Source organism: Pseudoalteromonas sp. Of7M-16 (assembly GCF_022347805.1).
GTDB lineage: Bacteria > Pseudomonadota > Gammaproteobacteria > Enterobacterales > Alteromonadaceae > Pseudoalteromonas > Pseudoalteromonas luteoviolacea_F.
In genome coordinates, this window is the sequence record NZ_JAKRFY010000027.1 from 67,280 (window position 1) to 81,065 (window position 13,786).

General features: G+C 41.9%; 14 protein-coding genes and 1 pseudogene. 10 read left to right on the forward strand and 5 right to left on the reverse strand.

Annotated elements, in window-relative coordinates:
- Positions 1-6 precede the first annotated feature (6 nt).
- Entirely contained in the window at positions 7-678 is a 672-nt protein-coding gene (locus MHN81_RS22190; RefSeq protein WP_023400097.1) for a class I SAM-dependent methyltransferase, read from the forward strand.
- Here MHN81_RS22190 and MHN81_RS22195 read toward each other — a convergent pair whose 3' ends face one another.
- Positions 679-1,221: a hypothetical protein gene (locus MHN81_RS22195; RefSeq protein ID WP_023400096.1), complete on the reverse strand. Its 543-nt coding sequence runs from the start codon at positions 1,219-1,221 to the stop codon at positions 679-681.
- A 139-nt stretch (positions 1,222-1,360) separates the two neighbouring features.
- Between MHN81_RS22195 and MHN81_RS22200 the strand changes: the two are divergent.
- The 3 genes and pseudogenes from MHN81_RS22200 (at position 1,361) to MHN81_RS22210 (ending at position 5,780) form a co-directional block, all read left to right on the forward strand.
- Positions 1,361-1,883 (forward strand): annotated as a pseudogene (locus tag MHN81_RS22200) (lipocalin family protein).
- A 152-nt stretch (positions 1,884-2,035) separates the two neighbouring features.
- On the forward strand, positions 2,036-4,057 hold the full coding sequence (locus MHN81_RS22205; protein ID WP_023400094.1) for an alkaline phosphatase PhoX: 2,022 nt from the start codon (positions 2,036-2,038) through the stop codon (positions 4,055-4,057).
- Between the two features lie 49 nt (positions 4,058-4,106).
- Positions 4,107-5,780 (forward strand): hypothetical protein, encoded by a 1,674-nt coding sequence (locus MHN81_RS22210; RefSeq protein WP_239426744.1) that lies wholly within the window; start codon positions 4,107-4,109, stop codon positions 5,778-5,780.
- A 681-nt stretch (positions 5,781-6,461) separates the two neighbouring features.
- Here MHN81_RS22210 and MHN81_RS22215 read toward each other — a convergent pair.
- Together MHN81_RS22215 and MHN81_RS22220 are read right to left on the reverse strand one after the other, a co-directional pair.
- Positions 6,462-6,797: a DUF3325 domain-containing protein gene (locus MHN81_RS22215; RefSeq protein WP_239426745.1), complete on the reverse strand. Its 336-nt coding sequence runs from the start codon at positions 6,795-6,797 to the stop codon at positions 6,462-6,464.
- Positions 6,794-8,383, reverse strand: coding sequence for a PepSY-associated TM helix domain-containing protein (locus tag MHN81_RS22220; RefSeq protein WP_239426746.1), 1,590 nt, complete (start codon positions 8,381-8,383; stop codon positions 6,794-6,796). Before MHN81_RS22220 ends, MHN81_RS22215 begins: the two co-directional genes overlap by 4 nt.
- 609 nt (positions 8,384-8,992) lie before the next feature.
- Here MHN81_RS22220 and MHN81_RS22225 point away from each other — a divergent pair.
- Both MHN81_RS22225 and MHN81_RS22230 read left to right on the forward strand, forming a co-directional pair.
- Positions 8,993-9,559: a uracil-DNA glycosylase family protein gene (locus MHN81_RS22225; RefSeq protein ID WP_023400089.1), complete on the forward strand. Its 567-nt coding sequence runs from the start codon at positions 8,993-8,995 to the stop codon at positions 9,557-9,559.
- 108 nt (positions 9,560-9,667) lie between these two features.
- Positions 9,668-10,051, forward strand: a complete 384-nt coding sequence (locus tag MHN81_RS22230; RefSeq protein ID WP_023400088.1) for a hypothetical protein — start codon at positions 9,668-9,670, stop codon at positions 10,049-10,051.
- Positions 10,052-10,100: 49 nt separating this feature from the next.
- On the opposite strand, the gene MHN81_RS22235 is transcribed toward MHN81_RS22230, so the two are convergent.
- On the reverse strand, positions 10,101-10,238 hold the full coding sequence (locus tag MHN81_RS22235) for a hypothetical protein (RefSeq protein WP_023400087.1): 138 nt from the start codon (positions 10,236-10,238) through the stop codon (positions 10,101-10,103).
- A 125-nt stretch (positions 10,239-10,363) separates the two neighbouring features.
- Between MHN81_RS22235 and MHN81_RS22240 the strand changes: the two genes are divergently transcribed.
- A complete protein-coding gene (locus MHN81_RS22240; RefSeq protein WP_239426747.1) occupies positions 10,364-10,855 on the forward strand; it encodes a DUF2314 domain-containing protein in 492 nt (163 codons plus the stop codon).
- 7 nt (positions 10,856-10,862) lie between these two features.
- Here MHN81_RS22240 and MHN81_RS22245 read toward each other — a convergent pair whose 3' ends face one another.
- Complete coding sequence (locus tag MHN81_RS22245; RefSeq protein ID WP_023400085.1) at positions 10,863-11,345, reverse strand: GNAT family N-acetyltransferase; 483 nt, start codon at positions 11,343-11,345, stop codon at positions 10,863-10,865.
- A gap of 98 nt (positions 11,346-11,443) precedes the next feature.
- On the opposite strand from MHN81_RS22245, the gene MHN81_RS22250 reads away from it, so the two are divergent.
- The 3 genes from MHN81_RS22250 (at position 11,444) to MHN81_RS22260 (ending at position 13,592) form a co-directional block, all read left to right on the forward strand.
- Positions 11,444-12,361, forward strand: a complete 918-nt coding sequence (locus MHN81_RS22250; RefSeq protein ID WP_023400084.1) for a LysR family transcriptional regulator — start codon at positions 11,444-11,446, stop codon at positions 12,359-12,361.
- A gap of 146 nt (positions 12,362-12,507) precedes the next feature.
- Positions 12,508-13,035, forward strand: a complete 528-nt coding sequence (locus MHN81_RS22255; RefSeq protein ID WP_239426748.1) for a chalcone isomerase family protein — start codon at positions 12,508-12,510, stop codon at positions 13,033-13,035.
- Positions 13,032-13,592, forward strand: coding sequence for a DUF3833 domain-containing protein (locus tag MHN81_RS22260; RefSeq protein ID WP_239426749.1), 561 nt, complete (start codon positions 13,032-13,034; stop codon positions 13,590-13,592). The genes MHN81_RS22255 and MHN81_RS22260 overlap by 4 nt, the downstream gene beginning before the upstream one ends.
- The last annotated feature ends 194 nt before the right edge of the window (positions 13,593-13,786 follow it).

The window sequence follows — 13,786 nt, forward strand, 5'->3', positions numbered from 1 at the left end:
AAAGAGATGCCGACATTTACCGGTGACGAAGCACTGAGTTATGATCAACGAATTGGAAAACTGGTGCCTGGGTATGAGCTACTGCATCACACAACCGCGGCGCAACTGAGCGTAATGCTCGAGCACAATGCAACTATCTTGATTGTTGGCGCAGGCACTGGCAAAGAAGTAATTGAATTGGCTCAGTACAATCCCACTTGGCACTTTATTGTACAAGATGTTTCGGCCGATATGTTGGCCATCGCAGATCAGCATTTTACCAACTTGGGACTGAGCGATAGAGTCACTATCCATCATGGCCCTTTATTGCAAGGCCAGTACCAAGCTGACGTGGCCTTGTGTTTATTGGTTATGCATTTTGTTAAAGACGACGGTGGTAAAATGAATTTGTTCGGGCAAATATGTGCAAATTTGGGCGCTACCGGATCACTTTTTTTGGCAGATCTTACGTTGCCGGAGACCTCATTCGAGCGAGAGGCACAGCTAAATTACTGCCAAAAGCACTTGGGATTATCTGAGATCGGTGTTGCCACTATGCGCAGTAACTTTAGCAATGAGTTTTTCCCAATAGATACAGCGCGTCTGAGTGAGCTTGCTCAATGCGCTGGTTTTTATTCGCCAGTTCCTTTTTTCAAAGCGCTAGGCTTTAGCGCTTTTATCCTTCATAAGCGTGATTGATCAGCTTGTATGGTCTTGAATAAGCTCAACCAGCTTGGTGATTTTTATATTGCTGAGCTGGCGATAGTCAAAATATGGACATACGATAACTTTATTAATGGGGTCAATCGCAAACTCTTCGTCTATCCATACCATTGAGTGGGTAAAATCGTGATCTCTTAACAACCGCTTGGCGTAAGTTCGGCCAGCGATAACATGCCATTGATAACTATTTTGCTCTAAATCTGGGGGGGAAAACAGTAATGCTTCTTGGCTGTGGCTTTGCAGCAACGCATTATCACGATACTGTTGCCATGTTTTAGTACCTTCGCTCTGGTTAGTAAAATGATGATCTGGATGCTGTAACTGGGCAATAAACTTGCTGTAGACATTGAAGAGCTTGCGCCAGCCATTACCACATTCTTGATTAATATAGTCTATCTCCCCCTGTTGAAGCGGGATGACATCATGTAGCTTTGTGTATTTTTCTAAGTTTGGATGGCGTTCAACATAGACGGCCAAAACCCCTTTTGCTGCCCCAAAACCGTGAGTTAGTATTTTCATGGACTGTAACGTTATTTCAAAGACTTAATATTTTGCCAGCTAGCAGATCGCTCGGCGCCAATTGGCCGTATTGACCAAGGTCGTGATTGTATCAGCCCGCTTAGTAATTTAGGAGAATAGCGCTTTGAAATTAAATCAATTGTCGAAAATAGGTGTAATTGGCTTATTACTTGTATTGACGGCTTGTACAGGTGTTCCCAAAGGTATCACGCCGGTCAATAATTTTGATTTACTGCGTTACCAAGGCACATGGTATGAAATTGCTAGACTTGATCATCGTTTTGAGCGAGGAATGCAAAATGTGATTGCAACCTATACGTTAAATGAAGATGGCAGCGTGGCGGTTGTTAATAGAGGCTATGTCACAGATGAAAACACTTGGAAACAAGCTAAAGGGGTTGCCAAGTTTGTATCTTCACAGGATAATCGGTCATCTGAAAGTATCATTTTGGGGGCCATTCTATGGCAGTTATATTGTATTTAAACTTGACCACGCTAACTATCAATACGCTTATGTAACTAGTTATGATAGGGAATACTTATGGTTATTGTCGCGTACGCCTCATGTATCCCAAGGGGTTTTAGAGGACTTTAAAAAGACGGCCAAAGACTTTGGCTACGCGATTGATGAGTTAATCTTTATGCAGCATGAGAAAATTTGACGATGTAAAGCCCCTTTACAGTTAATTTGGCATTGTCTTGTTTATGACCAAAAACTTTCATCTTTCATCAACTTAAATGTCATTACTTCCGGTCAGGCTATGTGCGCCTATGAAAAACCCAATGTAGCAACAAATAAATCGGAGTAATAAAAATGAAGCGCATAGCCTATTCGTTAATTGCCTCAGCCGTCACTGTGGCACTAACTGCATGTAGTGGAGATGATGGTGCACCTGGAGTTCAAGGTCAACAAGGTGTTCAAGGTGAGCAAGGAGCCGCTGGGCCAGCAGGTGAAAATGGTTCAAACGGGATCAATGGAGCTGATGGCACTAACGGTAAGGATGGCCAAAATGGTATTAATGGCGAGAATGGTGTTGACGGAGCAGACGGTGTCAATGGTGTTGATGGAGAAAAAGGCACCGACGGCGTAGATGGAATTGATGGAGTTAATGGTACTGATGGCGCCAATGGTGCTGATGGTATCAATGGCGGTACTGGTTTAGTGCGGATCGCAACTGTACCTAGAGGCTCGGAAGTAACGGGCATTTTCTTAACAGAGCAAGGTGACCTCTTTTTTAACGCGCAACACCCTAGTGATGAAAACACAGCGGTAGATAGCTTTAACAATCGTCCATTTAATACAGGAACTGTGGGCGTACTTACAGGTGTTAACTTCAATAAACTGCCTCGCAATTTAGTTGACGCACCGCTTCATGCAACTGAGTTTGAGGAACAAACAGTTGTAACCGCAATCGGCCAATACCAAATCTTAGGTCAAAGCGGCGACACATTTAATGACCTAGGAACAAACAGTTTAGCGGGTGGACTTGGCGTAATCTACGGCATGACCTCGGGCAACGAAATCATCAAAAATGACATGCCAGACTTTAATGGTTTTATCTATGAATCAGAGAACTCTGGTTATTTGTTCACTAACTGGGAAGATTACCCTGGCGGCATGAGCCGTTTGAAAATGAGCAAGAGCGAAAATGGCCAATGGAGCGTCGAGCAGGCCATGATGATCGACTTTGACTCAGTGAAAGGCACGGCGGCAAACTGTTTTGGCTCTGTATCTCCTTGGGGAACTCCGCTGACTTCAGAAGAGTGGATTGTCAACTCGGCTGTTGATACAACCACAGCACCAGAGTGGAATGCACCAGTTGTAAGCACGCGTTTGACTCAATTTAGAGAGTTTTTGGCACCTGAATCACCAAACCCTTATCGTTATGGCTATATTGCAGAAGTAAAGTCTCCGATGGCAGATAAGCCTGTCGTTGAGAAGCATTATACGATTGGACGATATGAGCATGAAAACGCAGTTGTCATGCCTGATAGACGCACTGTTTATTCCTCTCAAGATGATACCGGTGGTGTGCTTTTCAAATTTGTTGCCGATACAGCTGAAGATCTCAGCTCAGGCACGTTATATGGCGCGAAGCTTATTCAAGATAAGGGCTTATCAGATCCAGCTGTTACAGGGTTTGATATCGAGTGGAAAGAAATTGCAACGGGCACTAACGCGGCTATTTTAGACTGGATAGTTGAGTATGATGGCATTACACCTGACAGTTATGTAGATGGTAAAACCAACTATATTTCCATGGCTGATGTACAGGCTTGGGCAGATGGTAATGCAACCTACCCTACTGAAGCGCAGGGCGGATCTCCTGTCACCGCTGGTAAACCTATGGATGACCGAGTGGCATTTTTAGAATCGCGCCAAGCGGCACGTCTTAAGGGCGCAACCGCTGAATGGCGCAAGCTTGAAGGCTTAGCAATCAACCATGATCGTGTGCTTGAAGCTGTGTCTGGTCAAGATATGATCGCAGGTGAAGTTGTAGAAAAAGCCTACTTATACATAGGTATCGCAGATATCGACAACACCATGATTGATGGCGAAGGCGACATTCAGTTGTCTGCTCGTGTAAAAGATTGCGGTGGTGTTTATCGCGCGCACATTGATAACAACTATAGCTTAACCCGTATAGAACCTGTTGTGATGGGCTCGACTTATCGTTCATCGCTGGATGCTTCTGAGCGTTGTGATGCAAGTCAATTAGCGCAGCCTGACAATGTTGTTGTTATGCGTGATGGTCGTATTCTTATCGGGGAAGATCACAGTTCATCTTGGAAATACAACAACACATTGTGGATGTATGACCCTAAATCAAAATAACAATTAGTTACTGAGGCGGTGCTGCGCACCGCTTTTTTTGGCATTAAAAATGGAAGTCATACAAATGCAATACCCATTACTTATTTCAACACTGGCAACCTTAGTTTTATTAGCTGGGTGTACTGATGCACCTGAGCAGAGCAAAATTTTACCAACAGAAGATGTGTTAGCGAGTCAAGGTGCACCATACCAACCGGGTGATGATATTCCGGCGATGGCGTATATTGAGCACGATGAAGTATACAATCCAGAATCGGTGATCCCACCGCAGTGCTATACCAAAACAGAGGGAGTAAATAACCCGTGTTACGCCTGTCATCAGTCATATCACGGAGAAAAAAAGCGCCCAAATGTTATGAATGATGGTGATCTGCAAGGTGATTACGAATTTTCAGATCTGGGTTTAACAAACCACTGGAAAAACTTATTTATCGATCGTTCAGACCTAATCAAAACAATCTCAGATCAAGAAATTACTAACTGGATTGAACAAGATAACTATAGCCCGTTTATCGAAAAAATGACTCAGCGTAGTGATTGGCGAGGTGAAATTACACCTCTTGAAAACTTAGCATTTCCAGAAAAAGCATTTGATGAGCTTGGCTTTGCGCGTGACGGCAGCGGCTGGGTTGCGTTTAATTATAAGCCTTTTCCCAGTACATTTTGGCCTACGAATGGCTCTACTGGCGACGTAATGATACGGCTACCTCGTAATTTTCAAACCTTAAAAGGCCAATATAACAAAGATGTATACTTGGCAAACCTAAGCTTAACCGAGTTGGCACTAAAAGGTCTTAATGAGATCTCTGTCCCTGCTATTTCAGAACAGCATATTGGACAAGATCTTAATAATGATGGGCAGTTGACAGAGATAGTCCTAATAAAAAAACAAGCTCAATATGTCGGGGATGCAAACGCACCATTAGCACACATGCTCTATCCCGAAGGCACGGAATTATTGCATACAGTTCGGTACTTAGGGGTTGATAAACAAGGCAATATTTATAATGCGCCGAGGTTAAAAGAGTTGCGCTATATGAAAAAGCATAACTTTAAAACGAATCAAGAGATTGCAGCCTCATACTATCGAGAAGCGAAAGAAAAAGAGTTCGAAAAGCTACCTATCACGCTATATTTAGGAGACAAGGGCATAAACAATACGTTTGGCTGGACAATCAATGGCTATATTGAAGACAGCCAAGGTGAGCTGCGTCCTCAACATGTTCAGGAATTGGCATTTTGCAATGGATGCCATAAGACCGTTGGTTCAACTTATGACCAAACATTTTCATTTGCTCGCAAGGTCGAAGGGGCTGCTGGATGGGGTTACATCAACTTAAAAACTCAAAAAGATGTTCCCAACCTTGGTGAAGAGCAAGGTGAGTTTCTTACTTATATGTCTCGTGTCGGTGGTGGGGATGAATTCCGCCAAAACCAAGAAATGCTTAAAAAGTGGTTTACTGGTGGCAAAGTCGATAAAGAGAAAGTACAAAAAGCGGTTAATTTGTACGAGCTTATCACTCCCTCCAAAGAACGCGCATTGGCCTTAAATAAAGCATATCTAACGATAGTCAAAGAGCAAAGCTATCTATTTGGCCGCGATGCAACCATGGTGAAAGCGAAAAATGTACTTGAGCAAGTGGATGATTCACAGGCACCTCTGCGAGATGAACGGCAGTTTAAGTGGGATATGCAGTTAGATTGGTCAAAAAACGAGGACTGACAGCAGAAAAGGTGTCGTATGTACATAAATTGCAGCTATGACATATGGCACCTCTTTGAGTATATACAGCCCAGATCATTATTTTACGAACTGAATTTAAATACAATAAACTTTGCTGTCACGCTAATACCAAGGATATTTATCTCCCTCAAATACCGCTGTTCGCACCTTTTTATTGTACAGATCATATTGAAGAGATCAGGTTTTTACTAAGTTAAGCTCGATGAGATCAGAATTTAACTAACTAATAGAGCAATACTTAGTAAAAAAGTGAGTTGATATCTTACAGATCAAATTTTTACTAACTCGTGATTGTTATTTAATCAAAATATTTGCCTGAAGCTATAAAAGCTATGTATTTCAGCGTACTGGAATTAATTTAACTTACAACGAGATCATATTTTTACTAACATACAGTGAGTAATTATTGAAGAGAGATCATATTTTTACTAAGCGAACAGTCACAGATCACAATTTTACTAACAGTAAGAAGGTGAATACAGTTGAGAGATCAGGTTTTTACTAGCTTAGTGCGTTTGTTTATCAAACAAGATCAATTTTTTACTAACTTAAGGGGTAAATGGAGCCAAAAAAGTTGGGGTTTTATCTGGAGTTGATGGTGAGGCTAGTAAAATAGTGATCTCAGCGGCTGTCAGCTCCATGCGCAGCCGCTGAAATAGGTTACAGAACAGCAATTAGAATTGCCAAAGCACCAGTTGTGATAGGAAGTACGTATAAAAGTGATCTCAGCCAAAGCGGTTTGTATGTAACACACAGCGCAATTAGTAATACTGAAAGCGCCATTTGTCCACAAAACATTAAACTACCGTAACCAATAGCTTGCGTTAAATTGACTAGAAAACTTAGTAAAATAATGATCCAGGCAGCAAGTTTAAACTGTTGAGTTTGTTTTTGGCTTGGCCTAGAGCCAAATACGCTTTTGTAATGAGGGGTTTTGGCCATTGCAAATGCGTAAAATGCACCGAAGCACAATAGTGTTGCCAAGCCATAAATCATGCTTTTTGCTCCCTATTTAAAGTACGCTTTTGAGCTGGCTTTACCTTCACTGCATTTACCTTAGATGAGAGCTTTTTACCTTGTAGAGCAAAAGCCGCAGCGGTAGCCAAAAACGCAAGATCAAAGCTCGCTAGGATCCATTTACCCTCCACGATGTAAGTCATTAAGTTTCCATTAGTGGTGAGTGCGTTACAAATAGGCAGTAGTAGCCAAGTAATGGCATTGAGGTAAGCGAAGCCTTGCCAGACACGTTTATTTCTTCGGATCCCCGCGGCAATCGCAGATGCTAGCCACACGATAAAGAAGGCCAAAATTTCTTTTTCAGCGCGATCTGCAATGTCTGCTGGCAAGAGTCTATTTGCATAAAAGAAACCTGCAGTAGCTAAAGGTAATCCCATGATGGTACCAAGATTCAGAGCTTCGACAAGCTTTAGACCAAAGCTGGGAGATTGCTCCGGTTTTAGGCGCTCTCTGATGCGTTTTGCCCACATGATACAGCCAGATGCAATCATAATGCAGCCAGCGATACCACAGATGAAGTAAAGCCACCGCAAGCCAGGGTGAGCAAGTCTCCCGCTATGAACTGCAATCATGCCACCGTATAAAACTTCCCCACTACTGGGGTCTAGTCGTGCCGTTTTTAGCAGTTCTCCTGTTGTACCAGAGTATTGCCAGTATGGGTGTTCATCGCGGATCAGAGTACCATTGTCGCCATATATTTTGATAGTTGCACTCATATTACTTGGATGGTCAACGATGACGCGCTTAATTTTTTGTTCAGGCCAATTGAGATGAAAATGCTCAAAAGCACTGTCAAAGGCTGGAGTGGATAACTGTTGCTCTGTCGCTTCTGTGCGCTGACGCTCAGGGTAAAAATCAGCTCTGAACCCTTTAACACCATCTTCATATAAGGTGTTTGCAGGGTCGGGAAAGAGCATGAATATTAATGTCACTAGTCCCGTATAGGTGATCATGAGATGAAAAGGAAGCGCAAGAACAGAAGACAAGTTGTGTGCATCTAGCCATGCCCTGACGCCTTTTTGAGGCCTAAACTGGAACATATCTTTAAAGATACGCTTGTGAATTACAATGCCTGAAATAAGCGCTATTAGCATAAATAAGGAAGCAAGACATACTAGCCAGCGTGCCAATTTACGGTCCATATAGTGTAAGTCAAAGTGTAACCGGTAAAAGAAGTTACCACCTCGGGTATCGACGAGGCCATCAACTTGATTAAGCGTATTTGGATCTAACCGCTCATCGATCCATTTATCACGCTGACCATCTGGTTGACTATGTCGATGAGAAACTTGCACTTCAGGTTGCCTAGGTGATGGTAGACCAATCCACCAACGGTTGGCATCAGGTGCTGTTTTCCCTAAATATTCTAACCCCGCATCGATCAATGCACTTTGCTGTACTTTGTTATTTTCGATACTGTGCACAGCTGGTTGATTCCACAGGCTAATTTCATGACGGAAAAAACTAATAGTGCCGGCAAAGAATATTAAAAATAACAACCAGCACATCAAGAGGCCAACCCATGTATGTAACCAAGTCATTGATCGAAAAAAGCTATCTTTCATGATCCCCCCTGAATATAGCCTATGAGTAATGCTATGGCACCTATGCTAACAACAAGTGCAGTCCAGATATGTATGAGTGAGCGGACGGAAAATACGGCAATGAATACACAGCTGTAAATCAAAATGCTCAAGCACACGCTGTACAAAACAGCATCTACTTTGCTTGTGGGAAGCAACAGACTTAACAAAGAAATACTGTAAGCAGTAAAAAAGTAACCGCCCAAAATTGCAGCGCAAAATCGGGACAAAACGCTCAGCCTGTACTGAAAAGTCAAAGCATTATCGGCTTGTGACATAATGTTCCTAAAGTTTTTTATCAGATCGATGATTATCTACGAATAGTGTTGTAAATGACAGTAGTTATCATTACTAAATGCGCATAATGTACAACTATCTGGGTCCGAAAGAGAACTGTTAAAACTTTGGCTACAAAAAAGAGGTGAAATTAATTTATTGGTAATACAATCTTTATTTTGAAAACTAATTTATTCTATGTGTGCAGCGCAAGCTCTGTATTTGAAAAAGTTTATTAATTGGGCGAATTTTTATTTGCTTCAATCGGTCTATTTTTACTGACGATTGAACACCCTAGCATTACAAGATATTTTTATGAGCTTATTAAATGAAATAGCGCAATGCCGCCTGTGCAGTGCACAATTTGAACATGATCCCTCTCCTGTCGTACAGGGAAGCGCGCGAGCGAAAATACTCATTGCGGGTCAGGCTCCAAGTATGAGTGTCCACAAAACAGGGAAACCGTTCAATGATGCCAGTGGTAAAAAGTTGCGGGCATGGTTAGGCGTTAGCGAGCTGCAATTTTACGATCCATCCTTGTTTGCTATTGTCCCAATGGCGTTCTGTTATCCGGGGAAGGGCAAATCTGGAGATAAAGCCCCCCCTAAAATCTGTGCAGCTACATGGCGAAAAAAATTACTCGCTGAGTTTAACAATATTGAGTTTACGATAGTGATTGGACAGTATGCGCAAGCATACCACTTAGAAGGCTTTACCAATGTAACAGACACAGTTAGAGAGTGGGCAAGTTTCATGCCTGAGCAAATGCCCATACCACATCCGAGTCCACGTAATTTATATTGGTTAAAGCAGAATCCATGGTTTGAAATAAATGCAATTCCTGCATTAAAAAATCGTGTATCGGCAATTTTAACAAATTAACCTTCATGTATGTCACCTCAAAGGAGTTGCGAAATTGCATTACATCTACCATAATCGCCAAATACTTTGGTTTACAAAAAATAACATTTTAATTCAAAGGAACTGAAAATGATTTATCACCTATCGGGATGGATCTCGGTATTGATTTCGATATTTGCCATCTACCCAAGTTATCAACCGGGTGCCAATTCGGTTATTGGTTTCTATTTAGCCTTATTTTCCTTACTTGTCGCAGCTTTTGCCAGCCATTTAGGACACGCACTGTATTATCGCGCTGTTTTTGTATTCTCAATTATTAACGTGATGTTTGTGAATGATGGTACGAATCTATCACTTTTGACCAGTGAAAATGATTGGGTTTACATAGGGTCTATGTATGGTATCTACATTGTAGTCAGTAGTATTTGTGGGTTTTTGGTGAGTAGAGAGGATTTACTTGGCAATAGTATGCGCCGAAAACAAGCTAAGCGAGAACAAAAAAGAACGGCTTAAGGCACATTTTATATAATTAATATTTTTATTGTAAATGATTGTGAAAATTCTAATTTTTGCATTTGTTTACATATGGGATGTTGACCTGTTGTATCCAAACACTAGGGTCTTTACTGTCTGTAGCCGTCGTAACCGTGTGCCATGCACTTCTGACTGCATAACGTGGCGAATTAAGTAGCTTACTCATCACTAACCTCCCCCCTTCTTAACTACAAAATTAATTCAAGTTAGGTGTTATTGGTCTATGATTTGTCTTAGTTTGTGTTAAATAATTGCACTTAATTTATGGAAATGAGGTGGCTAGGAGAAAATATGTACTGGGGTTTAATAATTGTCATTATTCTCGCAGGTTTTTGGTTACATAACCGATACAGTTCAGAGTCTCAGGACTTTCCGCCAATTGAGACCGATCCCAATGATCCCCTTGTATTAGAGGCTATTGCGCTGGCAAAAGCGTCGTTAGACGAATTTAGAGTATTGTTTTTAAGATATCCCAATGACGCTTTTGTAAAATTGGGCTTTGAAAGTGATGGAGGTGTTGTAGAGCATCTAGGTGCACATGTAGAGGGGATCAAAGGTGATGAGGTCAGCGTATTTTTGGTAACTCCACCGATCACTCATACCGGTAAGATGGCACACAATTATGTTTGCCAGATAGACGATATTGAAGATTGGCAGATCACAGATAATGCCGGCAATATTTATGGTGGATTTATTCAGCGAGCCATGTTTACCATTGCTGAGCGTGAAGGCATTGCTTTGCCACCGGAGCTCAAAGCAATGCAAAATAAATATATTGATTAATAGGTGCTTATGGCTGCTCAGCAAAGTCTTTAAGCGCTTGTCCGGTTAAGCGGTAGATGATCCATTCATCTTGCGGCTCTGCGCCAATGCTTTGGTAAAAGTCTATGGCCGGCTTATTCCAGTCAAGTACAACCCACTCGAAGCGGCCGCAATCTTTTTGCACTGCCAATTGAGCTAAGTGTTTCATAAGCGCTTTTCCGGCACCTGCACCACGCTTATCTTGGGCGACGTACAAATCTTCAAGGTACAGGCCATATTTACCTAACCAAGTTGAATAATTGAAGAAGTAAACCGCGAAGCCAATCGCTTCATCGCCTTGTTCACAAATGACGGCATGTGCCCGGACATCATCACCAAATAGCTTTTTTTCAATGTCTTGCACAGTGTTTTTGACCGCATCTGGTTCTTTTTCGTAGATAGCTAGCTCATTGATAAAGTGCAAAATTGTCGCAGCATCTTGGATCTGAGCGGGGCGAATAGTTAGGCTCATCTTTGGTAATTCCTGTTTGACTTAGATATACAGCAGTGTACTGTTAAGTTACACATGAATAAAGTGCATAGTTTGCACTTGATGTATGCATTAAATACATGAGTAATATACCAAATATAGATTTAAATCTGTTGAAGCTGTTTGTTGTGCTGTATGAAACAGGTTCGGTCACAGAAACCGCGAATATTTTGCATATGAGTCAGTCGGCATGTAGCCATGCGCTGACCCGGCTCAGAGCGCGCCTAAAAGACGATTTATTTGTTAGAGAAAACAATAAAATGCTAGCGACAGAGTATGCCAATAGATTAGCAGCCGATGTTATGCCTGCATTTGAAGCCATCACTCTTGGACTGCAAGGCGCTAAACCATTTGAGCCACATTTAGTCGAGCGTATAACACTGGCTGCGACGGATTATACCGCTTGGTGTTTAAAACCATTTTTGCGTCACTTACTCAATCAGTTTCGCAATCTGTCTATTCAGGTCATCCAGCTTGAAGAGCGTATTCCGGTTCAAGCGCTCAAAGAGCAAAAACTAGATATTGTGTGTGGTTTTGAGCATCAACAAGAAACATCTGAAAGCCTCTCGCAGTTGAAGTGGTTTGAGGGGGAATACGTGACACTAAGTTGTGCTTCTCAATCTTTGCCGCAGAAGCTCCCTTTGGCAACATTTATGTCTAAGCCTCATGTTTTAATTGCTCCGTGGAATGAAACCCGAGGTATTGTGGATCACACATTGGCACAGTCCAAAAAGTCTCGCAAAGTGGTACTTGCTACGCCGCATATGTTAAATACCCCTTCGTTATTGGCTGGCACTGATTGGCTTTTGACGCTGCCTGCAAAATACGCAGAACATGTGGCCCAAACGCGTGATTTGATGATTCATAAACCGCCAGTAGAGATCCCCAATTACCGAGTTAAATTATATTGGCATAAAACGCGTCAGTGTGACCCAAAGCTACAGTGGTTTGTCACCCAGTTTTGTCAATTTTATAATTTGAGAAACCCCGCTAGATAGCAAGCCAATTAAGTATGCACTTTTGCTGTAATTAGTAAAAACTTGATCCCAACTTAGGATAAAGCGAGATCAGGATAAATTGGGCTTTGTGAACAATCTACTCGCATCAAACGTACAAACTGTTGAACATAACTGACGGATTAAAAATGAAACAGTTTAAATATAGCCTAATGGCATTGTTACTGCTCATGGGCGGATTTGCCAACAGCAACGAAGTTGACGCGTTAAATTTAACTAAGAATTTGAAGCAAGTCGGTCAAACTGCACGGATGACTTATTTGTTTTGGGACATTTACGATATTCGACTTTATTCCGCTACCGGGCTGTTTGACAGCCAGCAGCCTTTTGTATTGCAGCTTACCTATTTACGAGACTTAAATGGCCAAGAGATTGCGAAACGGTCGTTGCAAGAGATGCAAAAACAAGGGTTTAACAACAAACAACTCGGTCAACAGTGGCTAGGTCAAATGGAGACAATATTTCCCAATGTTACAGATAACTATTCACTCTTTGGCGTAAGGGGAGAAGACGGCGCTACACGGTTTTACGATAACAGCAAACTATTGGGGGAAATCAAAGATCAGAATTTTACTAAGTGGTTTTTTGATATTTGGCTAGGAGACAAAACATCTGAACCAGCAATGCGTGCAAAACTAATCGGAGGGAAATCATGAATAAGGTCTTTTTACTAATAGCGATGTTGCTGTTGTCTGGGTGTCAAAGTGCAGTGCAAAGCGATGAATATCAAAACATGACCCCAAAAATAGATGTGTACAATTTTTTTGATGGACGGGTTCATGCTTGGGGCATAGTGCAAAATCGTAACGGTGAATTGGTGCAACGCTTTAAAGTTAATATAAACGGTTCTGTTGACGGTGATGGCCGTTTGGTACTGGATGAAAAGTTTAGCTACGGGTATGGGGATGGAGTCAAACACCGCATTTGGACCATTAGCAAAAATGGCAGTGGATATGTAGGAAGCGCACCTGATATCGCGACTACCGCGATAGGCACTACGTATGGAAATGCTTTAAGGTGGCAATACGAAATGGACTTACCAGTCGATGATACGACATACCGAGTTGTCTTCGATGACTGGATGTGGGCCTTCGACAATTGCAGTTTGATGAATCGTTCGTATATTAAAAAGTTTGGCTTTGTTGTGGCTGAAGTAACAATTTTTATGCAAAATACTGGCGCCAATCGAGGCTGTACAGGGGGTTTACACTGATAACATGACTGCCTTAAAGCATCATATTAAAGCTTGAACTAAACCACGTAAGACCGTTTTCTCATGTAATGCAATGCGCTGAAATGCGGCTTTCTTTGTCTACCAAAAATGTTAAGCGAGCATTCAATTTAAGTGAGTAAGCTTATAGGTACAAACATCAGTGACCTAAGCTGCATTCGACTTGTTGAACACAT

Bases quoted from the DNA above. Each gene is read 5' to 3' on its own strand.
- MHN81_RS22250 (WP_023400084.1), top strand. From the start codon at position 11,444: ATGAGTAATATACCAAATATAGATTTAAATCTGTTGAAGCTGTTTGTT.
- MHN81_RS22230 (WP_023400088.1), top strand. From the start codon at position 9,668: ATGATTTATCACCTATCGGGATGGATCTCGGTATTGATTTCGATATTT.
- MHN81_RS22210 (WP_239426744.1), top strand. From the start codon at position 4,107: ATGGAAGTCATACAAATGCAATACCCATTACTTATTTCAACACTGGCA.
- MHN81_RS22190 (WP_023400097.1), top strand. From the start codon at position 7: ATGCCGACATTTACCGGTGACGAAGCACTGAGTTATGATCAACGAATT.
- MHN81_RS22260 (WP_239426749.1), top strand. From the start codon at position 13,032: ATGAATAAGGTCTTTTTACTAATAGCGATGTTGCTGTTGTCTGGGTGT.
- MHN81_RS22255 (WP_239426748.1), top strand. From the start codon at position 12,508: ATGAAACAGTTTAAATATAGCCTAATGGCATTGTTACTGCTCATGGGC.
- MHN81_RS22235 (WP_023400087.1), bottom strand. From the start codon at position 10,238: ATGAGTAAGCTACTTAATTCGCCACGTTATGCAGTCAGAAGTGCATGG.
- MHN81_RS22215 (WP_239426745.1), bottom strand. From the start codon at position 6,797: ATGATTTATGGCTTGGCAACACTATTGTGCTTCGGTGCATTTTACGCA.
- MHN81_RS22240 (WP_239426747.1), top strand. From the start codon at position 10,364: ATGTACTGGGGTTTAATAATTGTCATTATTCTCGCAGGTTTTTGGTTA.
- MHN81_RS22225 (WP_023400089.1), top strand. From the start codon at position 8,993: ATGAGCTTATTAAATGAAATAGCGCAATGCCGCCTGTGCAGTGCACAA.
- MHN81_RS22195 (WP_023400096.1), bottom strand. From the start codon at position 1,221: ATGAAAATACTAACTCACGGTTTTGGGGCAGCAAAAGGGGTTTTGGCC.
- MHN81_RS22220 (WP_239426746.1), bottom strand. From the start codon at position 8,383: ATGAAAGATAGCTTTTTTCGATCAATGACTTGGTTACATACATGGGTT.
- MHN81_RS22205 (WP_023400094.1), top strand. From the start codon at position 2,036: ATGAAGCGCATAGCCTATTCGTTAATTGCCTCAGCCGTCACTGTGGCA.
- MHN81_RS22245 (WP_023400085.1), bottom strand. From the start codon at position 11,345: ATGAGCCTAACTATTCGCCCCGCTCAGATCCAAGATGCTGCGACAATT.